Source organism: Enterobacter cloacae complex sp. IR53041 (genome assembly GCF_049238285.1).
Lineage (GTDB): Bacteria > Pseudomonadota > Gammaproteobacteria > Enterobacterales > Enterobacteriaceae > Enterobacter > Enterobacter roggenkampii.
In genome coordinates this window covers 1-18566 of record NZ_JBMKHB010000053.1, presented here as the reverse complement: position 1 = coordinate 18566, position 18566 = coordinate 1, and the positions used below count along the sequence as shown (strand labels likewise).

15 protein-coding genes and 1 riboswitch are annotated in these 18566 nt (G+C 56.4%); of the genes, 8 read left to right on the top strand and 7 right to left on the bottom strand.

Features of this window, described 5'->3' with window-relative positions; all coding sequences use genetic code 11:
* Positions 1 to 116: 116 nt before the first annotated feature.
* The 5 genes from gldA to argE form a co-directional block, all read right to left on the bottom strand.
* Positions 117 to 1220, bottom strand: a complete 1104-nt coding sequence (gene gldA / locus ACOTXF_RS22905; protein WP_032675651.1) for a bifunctional L-1,2-propanediol dehydrogenase/glycerol dehydrogenase — start codon at positions 1218 to 1220, stop codon at positions 117 to 119.
* A 12-nt stretch (positions 1221 to 1232) separates the two neighbouring features.
* Entirely contained in the window at positions 1233 to 1895 is a 663-nt protein-coding gene (fsa, locus tag ACOTXF_RS22900) for a fructose-6-phosphate aldolase (protein ID WP_021242818.1), read from the bottom strand.
* Positions 1896 to 2023: 128 nt separating this feature from the next.
* A complete protein-coding gene (locus ACOTXF_RS22895) occupies positions 2024 to 2788 on the bottom strand; it encodes a helix-turn-helix transcriptional regulator (protein WP_008501792.1) in 765 nt (254 codons plus the stop codon).
* Positions 2789 to 2882: 94 nt separating this feature from the next.
* Entirely contained in the window at positions 2883 to 5534 is a 2652-nt protein-coding gene (ppc, locus tag ACOTXF_RS22890; RefSeq protein ID WP_008501791.1) for a phosphoenolpyruvate carboxylase, read from the bottom strand.
* A 246-nt stretch (positions 5535 to 5780) separates the two neighbouring features.
* Positions 5781 to 6932, bottom strand: a complete 1152-nt coding sequence (gene argE, locus ACOTXF_RS22885; protein WP_008501790.1) for an acetylornithine deacetylase — start codon at positions 6930 to 6932, stop codon at positions 5781 to 5783.
* A gap of 88 nt (positions 6933 to 7020) precedes the next feature.
* On the opposite strand from argE, the gene argC reads away from it, so the two are divergent.
* From argC to oxyR, 4 genes are all read left to right on the top strand, one after another.
* Positions 7021 to 8025, top strand: coding sequence for an N-acetyl-gamma-glutamyl-phosphate reductase (gene argC, locus ACOTXF_RS22880; protein ID WP_045416928.1), 1005 nt, complete (start codon positions 7021 to 7023; stop codon positions 8023 to 8025).
* A gap of 6 nt (positions 8026 to 8031) precedes the next feature.
* A complete protein-coding gene (gene argB / locus ACOTXF_RS22875) occupies positions 8032 to 8808 on the top strand; it encodes an acetylglutamate kinase (protein ID WP_102063213.1) in 777 nt (258 codons plus the stop codon).
* A gap of 105 nt (positions 8809 to 8913) precedes the next feature.
* Positions 8914 to 10287, top strand: a complete 1374-nt coding sequence (gene argH, locus ACOTXF_RS22870; protein WP_025912294.1) for an argininosuccinate lyase — start codon at positions 8914 to 8916, stop codon at positions 10285 to 10287.
* A gap of 295 nt (positions 10288 to 10582) precedes the next feature.
* Complete coding sequence (gene oxyR / locus ACOTXF_RS22865; RefSeq protein WP_008501786.1) at positions 10583 to 11500, top strand: DNA-binding transcriptional regulator OxyR; 918 nt, start codon at positions 10583 to 10585, stop codon at positions 11498 to 11500.
* Here oxyR and sthA read toward each other — a convergent pair.
* The gene (sthA, locus tag ACOTXF_RS22860; protein WP_008501785.1) at positions 11483 to 12883 is read right to left on the bottom strand and encodes a Si-specific NAD(P)(+) transhydrogenase; all 1401 of its coding nucleotides are present in this window, start codon (positions 12881 to 12883) and stop codon (positions 11483 to 11485) included. The two genes, oxyR and sthA, sit on opposite strands and share 18 nt — an antisense overlap.
* Positions 12884 to 13079: 196 nt before the next feature.
* Between sthA and fabR the strand changes: the two genes are divergently transcribed.
* Both fabR and ACOTXF_RS22850 read left to right on the top strand, forming a co-directional pair.
* Positions 13080 to 13718, top strand: a complete 639-nt coding sequence (gene fabR / locus ACOTXF_RS22855) for an HTH-type transcriptional repressor FabR (protein WP_008501784.1) — start codon at positions 13080 to 13082, stop codon at positions 13716 to 13718.
* 9 nt (positions 13719 to 13727) lie between these two features.
* Positions 13728 to 14087: a YijD family membrane protein gene (locus ACOTXF_RS22850; protein ID WP_008501783.1), complete on the top strand. Its 360-nt coding sequence runs from the start codon at positions 13728 to 13730 to the stop codon at positions 14085 to 14087.
* Between the two features lie 89 nt (positions 14088 to 14176).
* Here ACOTXF_RS22850 and trmA read toward each other — a convergent pair whose 3' ends face one another.
* Complete coding sequence (trmA, locus tag ACOTXF_RS22845) at positions 14177 to 15277, bottom strand: tRNA (uridine(54)-C5)-methyltransferase TrmA (protein WP_047745750.1); 1101 nt, start codon at positions 15275 to 15277, stop codon at positions 14177 to 14179.
* A 104-nt stretch (positions 15278 to 15381) separates the two neighbouring features.
* Positions 15382 to 15557, top strand: a riboswitch (cobalamin riboswitch).
* A 66-nt stretch (positions 15558 to 15623) separates the two neighbouring features.
* Between trmA and btuB the strand changes: the two genes are divergently transcribed.
* Both btuB and murI read left to right on the top strand, forming a co-directional pair.
* Positions 15624 to 17471 (top strand): TonB-dependent vitamin B12 receptor BtuB, encoded by a 1848-nt coding sequence (gene btuB, locus ACOTXF_RS22840; RefSeq protein WP_047745748.1) that lies wholly within the window; start codon positions 15624 to 15626, stop codon positions 17469 to 17471.
* The gene (murI, locus tag ACOTXF_RS22835) at positions 17416 to 18267 is read left to right on the top strand and encodes a glutamate racemase (RefSeq protein WP_008501780.1); all 852 of its coding nucleotides are present in this window, start codon (positions 17416 to 17418) and stop codon (positions 18265 to 18267) included. Before btuB ends, murI begins: the two co-directional genes overlap by 56 nt.
* The last annotated feature ends 299 nt before the right edge of the window (positions 18268 to 18566 follow it).

Below are 18566 nucleotides of genomic sequence, written 5' to 3'. Positions count from 1 at the left end.
ACTACGACCGAAAAACCCAGAGTGTGGTGCGGATAGACTAAAAGTGTTACCTATGTTCCCGGTCTGATCTGTCACCTATGTATCCGGTCATACAGCAGCGCCACCCGGCTTTTTTATTACTCCCACTCCTGCAGGAATCGCTGTCCATACTGGTCTGCCACCAGCAGCGCCGCATACACCTGATCCGGCGTGACGCCCCCCGGCATGTTGTGGATCGTTTCTCCTTCCGCACATGAGGCTTCGGCAATCAGACGCATTTTGGCCGGAATATCCTCTTTGATGTTCAGCTGTGCCAGGGTGATCGGCAGCCCTACGCTGTGGCAAAGCGCCGCGACGGTCTCAATTTCTTCTACCGGCGCGTTTTCCAGCACCAGCTGCGTCAGCGTACCAAACGCCACTTTCTCCCCATGATAGAAGTGATGCGCGTCCGGCACCGCCGTCATGCCGTTATGAATAGCGTGTGCAGCCGCCAGCCCGCCGCTTTCAAAGCCGACGCCGCTGAGATAGGTGTTGGCTTCGATGATGCGTTCCAGCGCAGGCGTCACCACATGCTGTTCCGCCGCCAGCATTGCTTTTTCACCCTCTTCAACCAGCGTGTTGTAGCACAGCTCGGCGAGCGCTAATGCCGCCTGTGTGCATTTACCCCCGGCCATAGTGGTCGCGCCGCTGCGCGAGCAGGCGCGTGCTTCAAACCAGGTCGCCAGCGCGTCGCCAATCCCGGCGGCCAGCAGACGTGCAGGCGCACCTGCAACCACTTTCGTATCCACAATGACCATGTTCGGGTTGTGCGGCAGCATTAGGTAGCGATCGAACTCGCCGCTGTCGGTGTAAATAACGGAAAGGGCGCTGCACGGCGCGTCGGTGGAAGCGATAGTCGGCGCAATGGCGACCGGCACGTCCATAAAGTGAGCCAGCGCTTTCGCGGTATCCAGCGTTTTACCGCCACCAATACCCAGCACCGCCAGGCAGTCGGCGCTGTCGGCCAGCTTTTTCAGACGATCGATTTCATTTTGCGAACATTCGCCGCCAAACGGCGCAATTTCGGCATGCAGTTCGGCTTTTTTAAAACTCTGGCGCAGGGTGTCTTCGGCAAAACCCAGCACAAACTTATCGCCGACGACCAGCCAGCGGTTTGCCAGGGGTTTCAGATAGTCGCCGAGACGGGTCAGCACATCCGCGCCCTGGATATATTTCCCCGGCGATTGAATGATACGGTCCATAACAGTTCTCCCTTAGAGGTTGAGGTTACCAAACGCGTTTTTCCAGTCCTGCTCGAACTTCTCTATGGCTGACTCTACCGCCGGCGTACCGAGCATGTGTTGCGCTACGTCTAAGGGAAGCGTGATTGCTTCACATCCTGCCAACAGGCAGTCGAGCGCCTGACGCGGCGTTTTGAAGCTGGCGGCCAGCACTTTACTGTCCGGCGCGTGCAGCTCCAGCAGGGACTGCAGTTCCTGAACCATGCGAATGCCGTCACCGCCCTGCGCGTCGACGCGGTTGACGTACGGCGCGACATATTTCGCCCCTGCGAGTGCGGCGAGCAAGCCCTGCGCCGCGCTGTAAACGGCGGTGCCCAGCGTGGTTATCCCCTCTTTTTTCAATGCCTTAATTGCGATAAGTCCCTGAGCCGTCACCGGGATTTTCACCACAATGCCCGGAATGGCGTTACTCAGACGTTTGGCTTCTGCCACCATGCCTTCGGCATCGCGGCTCATGGTTTGAGCAAACAGCGTGCCTTCCGGCCCGATGGCTTGTTGCAGGCGCGGCAGCACGTCCCAGATGGATTCACGGCTGGCGGCAATGATGCTCGGATTGGTGGTGACGCCCGCAATGGGAAAAATGCGCGCCAGGCGTTCAACTTCCGCCACGTTGGCGGTATCCAGGTACAGTTCCATTATTTTTCCTTAAGTCAGAAAGGTTGAATAAAGGATACGGCGCACCCAGGCGCGGCGAATACAGGTCAATTTTGCCAAATACTGGACAAATGTAATGTCCTTGGCGAAGTGAGAGAGCGATCACAATGCTACTTTTTGGCGATCAGCTGGCTGTGGTACTGGCGTCGATATTCGGAAGGGGAACGTTCGGTGTGCTTGCGAAAGAGACGGCAAAAGTAGTTGCTGTCCGTAAATCCACAGCGTGTGGCGATATCTTTAATTTTGAGATCGTAGCCTTTCAGCAGCTGACGCGCATGTTCCAGGCGCGTTTTTGTTAAATATTCATTGAATCCGACGCTGCCGACTTTCTGGAATAGATGGGAAAGGTAGTTTGGTGAGATGTAGAACGCCTGTGCCACGGATTCGCGAGTTAACAAAGAGGCATAATTTTCTTCGATATAGCTCCGAACGGCTTCGAACAGTGCCCGGCTGCGGCTGTCGGTGTGAATTTCGCTTCCAAGCAGATCCCGGCAGTGGCTGAGCAGGCTTAAAACCACCAGCCTTGCTGTGTCCTGCTCTTCTGGCTGCATCTGTAATTCGGTGAGCGTTTGCAGAAGAAAAGCCCCCGTTCGCGGACCACGTCGGGCAACCTGGAGTTGTTGTAAGAGCACATTGTCATGCTGTAACTCGATTGTAAGCTGCTGCTTACCGAAATGTATGCTCAGGGCGTGAGGCGCAGGATGCGTAATTTGTCCAAAAAAAGAAAAAATCGCCTCGCAGGGTGTGTCAAGGGTAATGCCGAGGCAGGGAGAGGTTCGGGGATGCTGTTCAGCCAGCGCTGAGAAATGAATCTGACCCAGCGGTAACGTGCGGTTCACCAGGTCTGTCAAAATCTGGGTGATATCGGAATGCATAAGGAGACTACCGAAATTTGCCGGGTGGCGCTAACGCTTACCCGGCCTACTTATCGTAGGCCCGTGCAAGCGCAGCGCCGCCGGGCGTAAAGCATTAGCCGGTGTTACGCATACCCGCCGCAACGCCCGCAATCGTCACCATCAGCGCCTGTTCAACGCGTGGATCCGGCTCTTTCCCTTCTTCTTCCGCCAGACGTGAACGGTGCAGCAGCTCTGCCTGCAGGACGTTCAGCGGGTCGGTGTAGATGTTACGCAGCTGGATAGACTCGGCAATCCACGGCAGATCCGCCATCAGGTGTGAGTCGTTAGCGATGTCCAGCACCACTTTGATGTCGCCTTCCAGCAGTTCGCGCAGCTCTTTGCCCAGCGCCCACAGCTCGGGCTTCACTAGGCGCTGATCGTAGTATTCCGCCAGCCACAGGTCGGCTTTCGAGAAGACCATCTCCAGCATTCCCAGACGGGTAGAGAAGAACGGCCAGTCGCGGCACATGGTTTCCAGCTCGCTCTGTTTACCGTCTTCCACCACTTTTTGCAGTGCGGCACCGGCACCCAGCCAGGCGGGCAGCATTAAGCGGTTCTGCGTCCAGGCAAAGATCCACGGGATTGCACGCAGGGATTCAACGCCGCCGGTCGGACGACGTTTTGCAGGACGCGAGCCCAGCGGCAATTTACCCAGCTCCTGTTCAGGCGTGGCTGAACGGAAGTAAGGCACGAAATCTTTGTTTTCACGCACATAGCCGCGGTACAGATCGCAGGAAATAGCCGACAGTTCGTCCATGATGTGGCACCAGGAGGCTTTCGGCTCCGGCGGTGGCAGCAGGTTGGCTTCGAGGATCGCGCTGGTATAAAGCGACAGGCTGCTGATGGTCACTTCCGGCAGGCCGTACTTGAAGCGGATCATCTCGCCCTGCTCGGTCACGCGCAGGCCGCCTTTCAGGCTTCCCGGCGGCTGTGACAGCAGTGCCGCGTGAGCAGGCGCGCCGCCACGGCCAATGGAGCCACCGCGTCCGTGGAACAGGGTCAGCTCGATACCGGCTTTTTCGCAGGTTTTGATCAGTGCGTCCTGCGCCTGATACTGCGCCCAGGATGCCGCCATTACGCCCGCATCTTTTGCGGAGTCGGAATAGCCGATCATCACCATCTGTTTGCCCTGAATAAAGCCGCGATACCAGTCGATGTTCAGCAGTTGGCTCATCACGTCGTTGGCGTTGTTCAGGTCGTCGAGGGTTTCAAACAGCGGAGCAACTGGCAGGGCGTAGTCGATTCCCGCTTCTTTCAGCAGAAGGTGAACGCCCAGCACGTCGGACGGGGTTTTCGCCATGGAGATCACATAGGCGGCGACCGATCCTTTCGGTGCGTCCACGATCGCTTTACAGGTGTTGAGCACTTCGCGGGTATCGTTGCTTGGCTCCCAGTTGCGCGGCAGCAGAGGGCGCTTGGAGTTCAGCTCGCGGATCAGGAACGCCTGCTTGTCGGCTTCGGACCAGCTTTCATAGTCGCCGATGCCGAGATAGCGGGTCAGCTCGCCCAGCGCTTCGGTATGACGGGTACTTTCCTGACGAACGTCGATACGTACCAGCGGCACGCCGAAACACTTCACGCGACGCAGGGTGTCGAGCAGTTCGCCGTTGGCAATGATGCCCATCCCGCAGGCCTGCAGCGATTTATAACAGGCGTACAGCGGCTCCCAAAGCTGTTCGTTCTGGCTGAGCAGGCCTTCTGGTTTTGGCAGACGCTGGCCTTTCAGGCGCGCTTCCAGCCAGGCCTGAGTGGCCATCAGCTGACCGCGCAGTTTTTTCATCAGGAAACGGTACGGCTCGCTGGCACCTTCTTCACCGGCCAGCGCGCGCAGTTCCGGCGTCGCTTCTACCATCGACAGCTCGGAGATCAGCACCTGAATATCTTTCAGGAACAGATCGGTCGCTTTCCAGCGGCTCAGCAGCAGGACGTGACGGGTGATTTCTGCGGTGACGTTCGGGTTGCCGTCGCGGTCGCCGCCCATCCAGGAGGTAAAGCGGACCGGCACAAAGTCGACCGGCAGACGGTAGCCCAGGTTCGCTTCCAGCTGTTCGTTCAGCTCGCGCAGGTAGTTCGGTACCCCTTCCCACAGGCTGTTTTCCACCACCGCAAAGCCCCATTTAGCTTCGTCGACCGGGCTTGGGCGATGCTTACGAATTTCATCGGTGTGCCAGGACTGAGCAATCAGCTGGCGCAGGCGGCGCATCAGCTGGTTGCGTTCATAGTCGGCAATGTCTTTGTTATCCAGCTGCTTCAGGCAGTTGTTCACTTCCACCATTTTGTGGATCAGGGTGCGACGGGTGATCTCGGTTGGGTGAGCGGTCAGTACCAGCTCCAGCGAAAGTGACTCCACCGCTTTTTTGATGGTGGCTTCGTTGAGGTCTGGCTGGTCTTTCAGTTTACGAAGGGTGCGGGCAATGACTTCCGGGTTGCTGGCCGCTTCGCCGTTTGGCGAAATGCTGTGGTATTGCTCAGCGGTATTTGCCAGGTTCAGGAACTGGCTGAATGCGCGTGCAACGGGCAGCAGCTCGTCGTTCGAGAGGTTCTGCAAGGTGGTGAGCAGCTCCTGACGACTGGCCTCGTTACCGGCACGGGAAGATTTAGACAGCTTGCGGATGGTTTCAACGCGGTCGAGGATGTTCTCCCCCAACGCATCTTTGATGGTATCTCCAAGCACTTTGCCGAGCATACTGACATTACTACGCAACGCGGAATATTGTTCGTTCATAAAAACCCAGTCACCCCATCATTTTTGTTTATGCCCAGGCGAAAATCTTCTGGACATTATTTTGTCATCTCCCTTTATAAAGCCACGTAAAACCCCCGTCGTCAATTGCTGCGAAAACGGTTCAGCAAACGAATAAATGTGGGCAATTTACGAAATTTAATTCGCATTGCGTCAGATAAGAGATGCTTATGGAAATGTGAAGGAGATCGCGGGATTTTCCCCTCTCTTCCGAGAGGGGAAAGGTCATTAATGCCAGCAGAAATGATGTACAACCTGGGTAATCAGTTCGCGGGTGGGCTTGATAAAGCGGGTTTCAAGATATTCATCCGGCTGGTGCGCCTGGTTGATGGAACCAGGGCCAAGAACCAGCGTCGGGCACAGCGTCTGAATAAACGGCGCTTCGGTGCAGTAGTTCACCACGTCAGTCTTTTCACCGAGCAGCTTTTCCACCACTTCGACCAGCTGATGGTCCGGCGGGCATTCATAACCCGGGATCGGCGGGTGCAGTTCCGAGACCGTCAGGCGGCCCGGCCAGCGCTCACTCACCGGGGCCAGCGCTTCGTTCAGTAAACCATCCAGATCGCTCAGGGTCATGCCCGGCAGCGGTCGGATGTCCATGTGCAGCTCGCAGCAGGCGCAGATACGGTTCGAGGCATCACCGCCGTGCAGGCTGCCGAGATTGAGCGTTGGATACGGCACGGTGAACGCCTCATAGTGGTAACGCTCTTTCAGATCGTCGCGCAGGGTCATGATGCGGCCGATGGCGTCATGCATCAGCTCAATGGCGTTGACGCCGCGCGCCGGATCGCTGGAGTGGCCGGACTGGCCGAGCACGCGCACGGCGGTAGAGATATGGCCTTTATGCGCGCGAATCGGTTGCAGAGACGTCGGCTCGCCGATGATCGCGCAATCCGGACGAATCGACGTGTTTTCTGAGAAGTAGCGCGCGCCCGCCATGCTGGTCTCTTCATCAGCGGTCGCCAGAATGTAGAGCGGTTTTTTCAGCTTCGTCACGTCCACGTCACGCAGCGCGTCGAGGATAAAGGCGAAGAAGCCTTTCATGTCTGCGGTGCCCAGACCGTAGAGCTTGTTGTCGTGCTCGGTCAGGGTGAACGGATCGCGCGTCCAGCGGCCATCGTCAAACGGCACGGTGTCGGTGTGACCGGCCAGCAGCAGGCCGCCCGCACCGGTTCCGGTACTGGCGAGCAGGTTAAATTTGTGACGAGTGCCGGGGACGGGCTGAACCTCAACGTTAAACCCAAGATCGCTAAACCAACCCGCCAGCAGATTGATTAAAGACTCATTGCTCTGATCCAGCGCTTCTTCCGTTGCGCTGATGGACGGTGTGGCAATCAGGGCGCGGTAGATCTCGATAAATGGCGGTAAGTTCATTTTCATTGTTGACACACCTTAGGTCGTGATAGTATCAATATTCATGCAATAAATGTGAATAAAAATACATTAACGTTGAGCATAAAGGAACCCGATGTTGAATACGCTGATTGTAGGCGCTAGCGGTTATGCGGGCGCAGAGCTTGTAAGCTACGTGAATCGCCATCCACATATGACCATAACCGCTTTGACCGTGTCAGCGCAAAGCAATGATGCAGGAAAGTTAATTTCCGATTTGCATCCGTGGCTTTTGGGCATTGTCGATCTGCCTTTGCAGCCCATGTCTGACATCAGCGAGTTTACCGACGGCGTCGACGTGGTGTTTTTAGCCACCGCGCACGAGGTCAGCCACGACCTGGCGCCGCAGTTTCTGGCAGCCGGATGCGTGGTCTTCGACCTCTCCGGCGCGTTCCGCGTTAACGACGGCGCGTTCTACGAAAAATATTACGGTTTCACCCATCAGCATCCGGATCTGCTTGAAAAAGCGGTGTACGGCCTGGCGGAGTGGAGCGCAGATAAACTGAAAGAAGCGGATCTGATTGCTGTCCCGGGCTGCTACCCGACGGCGGCACAGCTTTCGCTGAAACCGCTGATCGACGCCGGGCTGCTGGATCTGAACCAGTGGCCGGTGATCAACGCCACCAGCGGCGTGAGCGGAGCAGGGCGCAAGGCCGCCATCTCCAACAGCTTCTGCGAAGTGAGCCTTCAGCCGTATGGCGTGTTTAATCATCGCCATCATCCTGAAATCACCACCCATCTGGGCGCGGACGTCATTTTCACCCCGCATCTGGGCAGCTTCCCGCGTGGGATCCTCGAAACCATTACCTGCCGCCTGAAGCCTAGCGTGACCAAAGAGCAGGTGAATGAGGTCTTCACGCAGGCGTATGCGGACAAACCGCTGGTGCGCCTGTACGACAAAGGCGTGCCGGCGCTGAAAAATGTGGTCGGCCTGCCGTTCTGCGACATCGGCTTTGCCGTGCAGGGTGAGCATCTCATCGTGGTGGCCGCAGAAGATAACTTACTGAAAGGCGCTGCCGCTCAGGCAATGCAGTGTGCAAATATTCGTTTCGGTTTCCCGGAAACGCAGGCTCTTATTTAAGGTGTGATGATGAACCCATTAATTATCAAACTCGGTGGTGTACTGCTGGACAGCGAAGAAGCGCTGGAGCGTCTGTTTACCGCGCTGGTGAACTATCGCGAATCACACCAACGTCCGCTGGTGATTGTGCACGGCGGCGGCTGCGTGGTGGATGAGCTGATGAAAGGGCTCAACCTGCCGGTGATCAAGAAGAACGGCCTGCGCGTGACGCCTGCGGATCAGATTGACATTATCACCGGTGCGCTGGCGGGTACGGCGAACAAAACCCTGCTGTCCTGGGCGAAGAAACACCACATTGCCTCCGTTGGCCTCTATCTGGGCGATGGCGACAGCGTAAAAGTGACCCAGCTCGACGAAGCGCTCGGTCACGTTGGACTGGCGCAGCCGGGTTCGCCTAAGCTGATTAACACGTTGCTGGAAGGCGGTTTCCTGCCGGTGGTGAGCTCTATCGGCGTGACCGAAGAGGGCGAGCTGATGAACGTTAACGCTGACCAGGCGGCAACTGCACTGGCGGCAACGCTGGGTGCGGACCTGATCCTGCTCTCCGACGTGAGCGGCATTCTGGACGGTAAAGGCCAGCGCATTGCGGAAATGACTGCGGCAAAAGCCGAGCAGCTGATTGCGCAGGGCATCATCACCGACGGCATGATCGTCAAAGTGAACGCCGCGCTGGATGCGGCGCGCACGCTGGGCCGTCCGGTTGATATCGCCTCCTGGCGTCACGCGGAGCAGCTTCCGGCGCTGTTTAACGGCTCGCCGATTGGCACGCGTATTCTGGCTTAAGATTCTGTGCCGGATGGCGCTTCGCTTATCCGGCCTACGTGAATTTTGTAGGCCCGGTAAGCGCAGCGCCACCGGGCAAAAATATCATCATTAAGGAAATTCGTTATGGCACTTTGGGGTGGGCGTTTTACACAGGCAGCGGATCAGCGGTTCAAACAGTTCAACGACTCTTTGCGCTTCGACTACCGCCTGGCCGAACAGGATATCGTCGGCTCTGTGGCCTGGTCCAAAGCGCTGGTGACCGTTGGCGTACTGACCGCAGACGAACAGCAGCAGCTGGAAGAGGCGCTGAACAATCTGCTGGAAGAAGTGCGTCTGGATCCGCAGCAAATTCTGCAGAGCGATGCCGAAGATATTCACAGCTGGGTGGAAGGCAAACTGATCGACAAAGTCGGCCAGTTGGGTAAAAAGCTCCATACCGGGCGTAGCCGTAATGACCAGGTGGCGACCGACCTGAAGCTGTGGTGTAAAGATACCGTCGCGGAGCTGCTGGCGGCTAACCGTCAGCTGCAGACCGCGCTGGTGGAGACCGCACAGAACAATCAGGACGCGGTGATGCCGGGTTATACCCACCTGCAGCGCGCGCAGCCGGTGACCTTTGCGCACTGGTGTCTGGCCTATGTAGAGATGCTGGCGCGTGACGAAAGCCGTCTGCAGGATACCCTGAAGCGTCTGGACGTCAGCCCGCTGGGCAGCGGCGCGCTGGCGGGTACCGCTTACGAAATCGACCGTGAACAGCTGGCAGGCTGGCTGGGCTTTGCCTCCGCCACCCGTAACAGCCTGGACAGCGTCTCTGACCGTGACCACGTGCTGGAGCTGCTCTCCAATGCGTCTATCGGCATGGTGCACCTGTCGCGCTTTGCCGAAGATCTGATTTTCTTTAACTCCGGTGAAGCGGGCTTCGTTGAGCTGTCCGACCGCGTGACGTCAGGCTCATCCCTGATGCCGCAGAAGAAAAACCCGGACGCGCTGGAGCTGATCCGCGGGAAATGTGGCCGCGTGCAGGGCGCGCTGACCGGCATGATGATGACCCTGAAAGGGCTGCCGCTGGCGTACAACAAAGATATGCAGGAAGACAAAGAGGGGCTGTTCGACGCGCTCGACACCTGGCTCGACTGTCTGCATATGGGCGCGCTGGTGCTGGACGGCATTCAGGTGAAGCGTCCGCGCTGTCAGGAAGCGGCGCAGCAGGGCTATGCGAACTCTACCGAGCTGGCGGATTATCTGGTGGCGAAGGGCGTACCGTTCCGTGAAGCGCACCATATTGTCGGTGAAGCGGTAGTGGAAGCCATTCGTCAGGGTAAACCGCTGGAAGATCTGGCGCTGGCCGATCTGCAAAAATTCAGCGCGGCTATCGGGGATGATGTGTATCCGATTCTGGCGCTGCAGTCCTGCCTGGATAAGCGTGCGGCGAAAGGCGGCGTGTCGCCTAAGCAGGTGGCGCAGGCCATTGCGGAGGCGAAAAACCGCCTGATTTGATGCCTGAAACGTCGGGTGGCGGCTTCGCCTTACCCGACCTACAAAACCCCAGCCCAACCCTGAGTTGGGCTTTTTTACGCAAAAAAAAAGCGGACCACGGGGTCCGCAAAAGTTCACGTTGGCTTTAGTTGTTCGAGTTTTGAGAGAAACTCGCTGACGGTGCGGGGACGTCAAGGGTCAAACACGTGCCGCCTCGTCTATGTGGTGTATTATTCAACAGAATGCTTGATAGGGATAATCGTTCGTTGCTATGCTATCTATCGCCATGAACTATCGTGGCGACGGAGGATGAATAATGAATATTCGTGATCTTGAATACCTGGTAGCGTTAGCCGAGCATCGTCACTTTCGCCGCGCGGCAGATTCCTGCCACGTCAGCCAGCCCACGCTGAGCGGCCAGATCCGCAAGCTTGAAGACGAGCTGGGCGTGATGCTGCTGGAGCGCACCAGTCGTAAGGTTCTGTTCACACAGGCAGGTCTTCTGCTGGTGGATCAGGCGCGCACCGTGCTGCGCGAGGTCAAAGTGCTCAAGGAAATGGCAAGCCAGCAGGGGGAGGCGATGTCCGGCCCGCTGCATATTGGCCTGATCCCAACCGTTGGCCCGTACCTGCTACCGCACATCATTCCGATGTTGCACCAGACGTTCCCGAAACTCGAAATGTACCTGCACGAAGCGCAGACGCATCAGCTGCTGGCGCAGTTGGACAGCGGCAAGCTCGACTGCGCCATTCTGGCACTGGTAAAAGAGAGTGAGGCCTTTATTGAAGTGCCGTTGTTCGATGAGCCGATGATGCTGGCGATCTATGAAGATCACCCGTGGGCGAACCGCGATCGCGTGCCGATGGCCGATCTGGCAGGTGAAAAGCTGCTGATGCTGGAAGATGGCCACTGCCTGCGCGACCAGGCGATGGGCTTCTGTTTCGAAGCGGGTGCTGATGAAGATACCCACTTCCGCGCAACCAGCCTGGAAACCCTGCGAAATATGGTCGCGGCGGGAAGCGGTATTACGCTGCTGCCTGCGCTGGCGGTGCCGCACGAGCGTAAGCGTGATGGCGTGGTCTACTTGCCGTGCATTAAGCCAGAGCCGCGTCGTACGATTGGCCTGGTTTATCGCCCGGGTTCACCGCTGCGCAGCCGCTATGAGCAGCTGGCAGAGGCCATCCGCGGTGCGATGGATGGCCATTTTGACAGCGCGTTAAAACAGGCGGTTTAAGCCGTTCAGCGCGGCTACCCGATAGGCTTCCGCCATGGTCGGGTAGTTAAAGGTGGTGTTGACGAAGTACTCAATGGTGTTACCACCACCTTTCTGCTCCATGATCGCCTGGCCGATATGAATGATTTCCGCGGCGCGTTCACCAAAGCAGTGAATCCCGAGGATCTCTTTCGTTTCGCGATGGAACAGGATCTTCAGCGTTCCCACGCTCATCCCCACGATTTGCGCCCGCGCCAGATGTTTAAACTGCGCACGACCCACCTCGTAAGGCACCTTCATTGACGTCAGCTGCTGCTCGGTTTTGCCGACTGAGCTGATTTCCGGGATGGTGTAGATACCCGTCGGGATATCTTCGATCAGATGCGCCGTCGCTTCGCCTTTCACCAGCGCCTGAGCCGCAATGCGTCCCTGGTCGTAAGCGGCGGAGGCCAGGCTTGGGTAGCCAATCACGTCGCCGACCGCGTAAACGTGCGGCAGGGCGGTCTGATACATGCTGTTGACCTTCAGCTGACCGCGGCTGTCGGTTTCAAGCCCGATATTTTCCAGCTGCAGGGAATCGGTGTTGCCGGTTCGGCCGTTGGCGTACAGGAGGCAGTCCGCTTTCAGCTTCTTGCCTGACTTGAGGTGCATGATCACCCCGTCGTCGCAGCCTTCGATCTTCTCGTACTCTTCGTTGTGGCGAATCACCACGCCGCTGTTCCAGAAGTGGTAGGAGAGGGAGTCCGACATCTCCTGATCGAGGAAGGCCAGCAGGCGGTCGCGGGTGTTGATCAGGTCAACTTTGACGTCCATTCCGCGGAAGATCGACGCATATTCGCAACCAATGACCCCTGCGCCATAGATAATGACGTGGCGGGGTTCATGGTGCAGGCTCAGAATCGAGTCGCTGTCGTAGACGCGCGGGTGCGAGAAGTCCACGTCGGCCGGATGGTACGGGCGTGAACCGCAGGCAATCACAAATTTTTCAGCGGTGATGGTTTCAACCGATCCGTCGTGGCATTCGAGTGCCAGGGTGTGTTCATCAACAAAATGCGCGTTGCCCTGCAAAATTTCACAGTGGTTACGCTCATAAAACCCCTGACGCATGCGCGTCTGCTGGTTAATGACGGTATCCGCGTGATTAAGGATGTCGGCAAAAGAGGAACGAAGAAGTCGGGAGTGGTCGCTGTAAAGAGGATTCTGGTTAAATTCGATAATGCGGCTAACGGCGTGGCGGAGGGCTTTCGAAGGGATGGTGCCCCAGTGGGTGCAACCGCCGCCGACATTATGGTAGCGCTCAATGACCGCTACTCTGGCTCCCTGTTTCACCAGACCCATAGCAGCGCCTTCGCCGCCGGGGCCGGAACCAATAACTATTGCGTCGTAATCGTAGGAATGTGGCATGGTAAGGCTTACCTGTTCTTATACATAAAAGCAACAGAATCATAACATCATTGCCAGAGTAACCCAATTATCGTTGTGCTTTTTTCCGGCAGTGGAGCACAAACCGCACGTAAACAATCATTCACAAAGCCAGGTAAACAGATTAATTTTATTCTCTGGTATAGTGCCATCAGGCCTTTGGAAGGATTCAACTATCGTGATGGGCGTAAGAGCACAACAAAAAGAGAAGACCCGGCGTTCGCTGGTGGAAGCCGCATTCAGTCAACTGAGTGCTGAGCGAAGTTTTGCCAGTTTGAGCCTGCGCGAGGTTGCACGCGAGGCCGGGATTGCGCCAACGTCCTTCTATCGTCACTTCCGTGATGTGGATGAACTGGGCCTGACTATGGTCGACGAGAGCGGTTTGATGCTGCGCCAGCTGATGCGCCAGGCGCGTCAGCGTATCGCCAAAGGCGGCAGCGTGATCCGCACCTCCGTGTCGACGTTTATGGAATTTATCGGCAATAACCCCAACGCGTTTCGTCTGCTTCTGCGCGAGCGTTCGGGCACGTCGGCGGCGTTTCGTGCCGCCGTCGCGCGTGAAATTCAGCACTTCATCGCGGAACTTGCCGACTATCTTGAACTCGAAAACCATATGCCGCGTGCGTTTACCGAAGCACAGGCCGAGGCGATGGTGACGATTGTTTTCAGCGCAGGTGCCGAAGCGCTGGATGTCAGCATTGAACAACGCAAGCAGCTTGAAGAGCGACTGGTATTGCAACTCAGGATGATCTCCAAAGGCGCGTACTACTGGTATCGCCGTGAACAAGAGAAACTGGCACATCAAACCGAAGAGTGAAGGTGAGTAATGAAACAGTCAGGTCAGGATAAAGGGACGCTGTTGCTGGCATTGATCGCTGGCTTATCCATTAATGGTACGTTCGCCGCTATTTTTAGCTCCATCGTGCCGTTTTCGATTTTCCCGCTGATTGCGCTGGTGCTGACGGTGTACTGCCTGCATCAACGCTACCTGAACCGCACCATGCCGGTGGGGTTACCGGGGCTGGCCGCCGCCTGCTTTATTCTGGGCGTATTGCTGTACAGCACGGTGGTGCGCGCGGAGTATCCGGATATCGGCTCTAACTTCTTCCCTGCGGTACTGTCTGTTGCGCTGGTGTTCTGGATTGGCTCGCGCATGCGTAGCCGTAAGAGCCAGTTACCGGAGTAAAGGTTTTTGTCATTGTAGGCCGGATAAGCGAAGCGCCATCCGGCTTTTTTGGCAGGTGGCGCTTCGCTTACCTGCCCTACAAGGCCACATTACTTCGCCGTGAGCAGTACGCCGCACTCCATATGGTGCGTATACGGGAACTGATCGAACAGCGCCAGACGTTCAACCTTGTGCGTCTGGCTTAACGTTTCCAGGTTCTTGCACAGCGTCTCCGGGTTACAGGAGATGTACAAAATACGCGGGTACGCCTGCACCATCTTCTCGGTTTCGCTGTCCAGGCCACTGCGCGGCGGGTCGACAAAAATCGTCTCACACTGGTAGCTCTTCAGATCGATTCCTTCCAGACGGTTAAACTGGCGTACGCCGTTCATTGCCTGCGTGAACTCTTCTGCGGCCATACGAATGATCTGCACGTTGTCGATATGGTTGGCGGCAATGTTGTACTGCGCGGCGGCCACCGACGGTTTGGCGATTTCGGTTGCCAGAACGCGCTCGAAGTTACGCGCCAGTGCCAGCGAGAAGTTGCCGTTACCGCAGTAGAGTTCAAGCAGATCGCCCTTAGACCCTTCCGTCGCCTTCAGCGCCCACTCCAGCATCTGCACGTTCATCGCGGCGTTCGGCTGGGTAAAACTGTTCTCCACCTGACGATAGACCATCTCTTTACCCGCCACCGACAGGCGCTCGTCGACGTAGTCCTGATCCAGCATGATTTTGGTTTTTGTCGCACGGCCAATCAGGTGAACGTTGATGTTCTGCGCACGCAGCGCATCACGCAGGGCTTCGGCCTGCTCGCGCCACTCGTCGTTCAGGGCTTTGTGATACAGCAGTGAGACAATGGCCTGATTGCTTTGCGTGGTCAGGTAGTCAATCTGGAACAGCTTGTGGCGCAGCACCGGGTTGTTACGCACGCCTTCAACGATCAGCGTCATCAGCTGATTGATAAGCTCGCTCGCTGCCGGGAAGCTGTCCACGCGAATGCGGGATTTCGTCTGCTGATCGAAAATGATGTGGTACAGGTCGTCACCGTCGTGCCAGATGCGGAACTCTGCACGCATGCGGTAGTGGCTGACAGGAGAGCGGAACACCTCGGGAACGGGCGCGTTGAAAGGCGTCATCATACTTTGCAGGCGGACGACTTTCTCTGCCAGCTGCGCGTCGTACTGTTCTGTCGGGAGGTGTTCTGGGGTCATGATGCGTCCTGAGTGATAAAGAATTACGCGGCGATTGTAGGGATTGTTCAGGGGATGTCCAGATTTAATGGCCAATAGCTGTCTGGACATCCATACGTGTCTAATTGTAGCATTCTGTTTCCGGTCTCCTGAGAGTGAAAAGGGAATCCAGTGTAAATCTGGAGCTGACGCGCAGCGGTAAAGACTGGCGGGATGAGCGTTGTAGACACTGTGAAAATGGGAAGTCTTCATCCTTATATAGCCACCTAGCCCGAAGACCTGCCGGGATCACGTCGCATTTGGTTTCATCATCGCGTGCTATCGATGAGGCCTGCGGCATCCTTCTTATATTGTGGATGCTTTAACAATGATTAAAAAAGTATCGCTGCTGACGGCGTTGTCCGTCACGGCATTTTCGGGCTGGGCGCAGGATAGCGCAGACTCGTTGGTGGTGACGGCAAATCGTTTTGAACAACCTGAAAAAACTATTCTGGCAGCAACCTCGGTTGTGACGCGTGCCGATATTGACCGTTGGCAGTCAACCTCGGTGCTGGACGTTATGCGTCGCCTGCCCGGCGTGGATACGGCGCAAAGTGGTGGGATGGGGCAACTCTCCTCTCTCTTTATCCGTGGCACCAACTCCAGCCACGTTCTGATCCTTGTAGATGGGATCCGCCTTAACCAGGCGGGCGTCACGGGGTCGTCCGATCTCAGCCAGTTCCCAATCTCCCTGGTGCAGCGAATCGAATATGTTCGTGGACCGCGTTCGGCGGTATACGGCTCAGATGCGATTGGTGGTGTCGTAAACATTATTACTACTCGTGCGAAGGACGGTACCACGCTGAATGCTGGCGTAGGCTCACGCGGCTATCAGAATTATGGCGGCAGTACTCAGCAAACACTGGGCGACAGCACGCGCGTCACGCTTGCGGGTGATTACACCTATACCAAAGGGTTTGATGTGGTTGCGGACGGCAACAATGGTGGCCTTGCCCAGACCGATCGCGACGGCTTTATGAATAAAACGCTCTACGGCGCACTGGATCACGCATTCTCAGACCAGTGGAGCGGTTTTGTGCGCGGCTTTGGCTACAGCAACCGTACGGCCTACGACGGCTACTACAGCTCCTTTACCCCTGACGTACTGGTCGATACCCGCCAGCTCTATAGCCAGACCTGGGATGCAGGATTGCGCTTCAACGATGACATCCTCCATTCGCAGCTGCTCACCAGCTATAGCCACAGCAAGGACTATAACTACGACCCAAATTTAGGCCGCTACGATTCGACAGCCACGCTGGATGAAATCAAACAGTACAACGTCCAGTGGCTCAACTCCGTTGATGTTGGCCATGGGAACATTGGCGCGGGCGTTGACTGGCAGAAGCAGAGCACCGAGCCGGGTACAAACTACGTGACCAACGGCTACGACCTGCGTAACACCGGCGTCTACCTGACCGGGCTGCAGCAGTTTGGTGACTTCACCCTGGAAGGGGCGGTTCGCAGCGATGACAACTCTCAGTTCGGTCGTCATGGCACCTGGCAAAGCAGTGCGGCCTGGGAGTTCGTGGAGGGTTACCGTTTCGTTGCTTCTTATGGTACGGCCTATAAAGCACCGAATCTGGGTCAACTCTACGGTTTCTATGGCAATGACCATCTTGATCCAGAAGAGAGCAAGCAGTGGGAAGGTGCGTTTGAAGGCCTGACGGCGGGCGTGAGCTGGCGCGTATCCGGCTACCGTAATGACGTTGATAATCTCATCGACTTCGATAATAACCTTCAGCAATATTACAACGTCGGTAAAGCGCGCATTAAAGGTGTTGAAGCGACAGCATCGTTTGATACGGGTCCGTTGACGCATACTGTTGGCTATGACTACGTAGATGCCCGAAATGCCGCAACCAACGAACTTCTGGATCGTCGTGCTAAGCAGCAGGTGAAATATCAGCTCGACACGCAGATCTATGATTTCGACTGGAGCCTGACTTATCACTATCTCGGTACGCGTTACGACACTGACTTTGGTACTTACCCGTCTGAGAAAGTAAAAATGGGCGGTGTAAGCCTGTGGGATGTCGCAGTTTCGTATCCTGTCACCTCACACCTTACAGTTCGTGGTAAAATAGCCAACCTGTTCGATAAAGATTACGAGACAGTTTATGGCTACCAAACTGCAGGACGGGAATACACCTTGTCTGGCAGCTACACCTTCTAATCCGCGCCCTACCGTGCTGGTGTTTGATTCCGGCGTCGGTGGGCTTTCGGTCTATGATGAGATTCGGCATCTCCTGCCGGATCTCCATTACATCTACGCCTTCGATAACGTCGCTTTCCCGTATGGGGAAAAGAGCGAAGATTTTATTGTCGAGCGCGTGGTGGAAATCGTCACTGCGGTACAACAGCGTTATCCCCTTGCGCTGGCCGTTATCGCGTGTAATACGGCGAGCACCGTTTCTCTTCCCGCCCTGCGTGAAAAATTCCAGTTCCCGGTTGTGGGCGTCGTCCCGGCAATAAAGCCTGCCGCGCGTCTGACGGCGAACGGCATTGTGGGCCTGCTGGCCACGCGAGGTACGGTAAAGCGTCCTTATACCCGCGAGCTGATCGACCGTTTCGCCAACGAATGCCAGATTGCGATGCTCGGTTCGGCTGAGCTGGTAGAGATGGCGGAAGCGAAGCTGCATGGCAAGGCGGTATCACTCGACGAGCTGCGTCGTATTCTTCGTCCGTGGCTGCGGATGCCTGAACCCCCGGATACCGTTGTGTTGGGCTGTACCCACTTCCCGCTACTCCATGAAGAGTTATTAGAGGTGCTGCCGGAGGGGACTCGCCTGGTGGATTCCGGTGCGGCTATCGCCCGTCGTACGGCCTGGTTGCTGGAGCATGAAGCCCCGGATGCGAAATCTACGGATGCGAATATCGCGTTTTGTATGGCGTTAACAAAAGAAACTGAACAACTTTTACCCGTTTTACGCCGTTATGGCTTTGAAACGCTCGAAAAACTGGCGCTATAGCACGGTTTTGAGCAAAAAAGAGACGGTTGAAAGTTTTTTTTAAAAGAGGGGTTGTCAACGTCTGAGAACTCCCTATAATGCGCCTCCACTGACACGGAACAACGGCTTACAGGCCGCCGGGTTAGCGGGGTTCAGAGATGAACGCCAACAGAGAAAAGCGAAAATAATCACTTGACTCTGAATGAGGAAAACGTAATATACGGGACCTCGCAACGGTGAGCGAAAGCCGCGTTGCACTGCTCTTTAACAATTTATCAGACAATCTGTGTGGGCACTCAAAGTGACATGGATTCTTAATG

Excerpts from the sequence above, each read along its gene's own strand:
- gldA (WP_032675651.1), bottom strand. The coding sequence starts at position 1,220 with ATGGACCGTATCATTCAATCGCCGGGGAAATATATCCAGGGCGCGGAT.
- argH (WP_025912294.1), top strand. The coding sequence starts at position 8,914 with ATGGCACTTTGGGGTGGGCGTTTTACACAGGCAGCGGATCAGCGGTTC.
- argE (WP_008501790.1), bottom strand. The coding sequence starts at position 6,932 with ATGAAAATGAACTTACCGCCATTTATCGAGATCTACCGCGCCCTGATT.
- ACOTXF_RS22895 (WP_008501792.1), bottom strand. The coding sequence starts at position 2,788 with ATGCATTCCGATATCACCCAGATTTTGACAGACCTGGTGAACCGCACG.
- ppc (WP_008501791.1), bottom strand. The coding sequence starts at position 5,534 with ATGAACGAACAATATTCCGCGTTGCGTAGTAATGTCAGTATGCTCGGC.
- fsa (WP_021242818.1), bottom strand. The coding sequence starts at position 1,895 with ATGGAACTGTACCTGGATACCGCCAACGTGGCGGAAGTTGAACGCCTG.
- murI (WP_008501780.1), top strand. The coding sequence starts at position 17,416 with ATGGCTACCAAACTGCAGGACGGGAATACACCTTGTCTGGCAGCTACA.
- ACOTXF_RS22850 (WP_008501783.1), top strand. The coding sequence starts at position 13,728 with ATGAAACAGTCAGGTCAGGATAAAGGGACGCTGTTGCTGGCATTGATC.
- argC (WP_045416928.1), top strand. The coding sequence starts at position 7,021 with ATGTTGAATACGCTGATTGTAGGCGCTAGCGGTTATGCGGGCGCAGAG.
- oxyR (WP_008501786.1), top strand. The coding sequence starts at position 10,583 with ATGAATATTCGTGATCTTGAATACCTGGTAGCGTTAGCCGAGCATCGT.
- trmA (WP_047745750.1), bottom strand. The coding sequence starts at position 15,277 with ATGACCCCAGAACACCTCCCGACAGAACAGTACGACGCGCAGCTGGCA.
- argB (WP_102063213.1), top strand. The coding sequence starts at position 8,032 with ATGATGAACCCATTAATTATCAAACTCGGTGGTGTACTGCTGGACAGC.
- sthA (WP_008501785.1), bottom strand. The coding sequence starts at position 12,883 with ATGCCACATTCCTACGATTACGACGCAATAGTTATTGGTTCCGGCCCC.
- btuB (WP_047745748.1), top strand. The coding sequence starts at position 15,624 with ATGATTAAAAAAGTATCGCTGCTGACGGCGTTGTCCGTCACGGCATTT.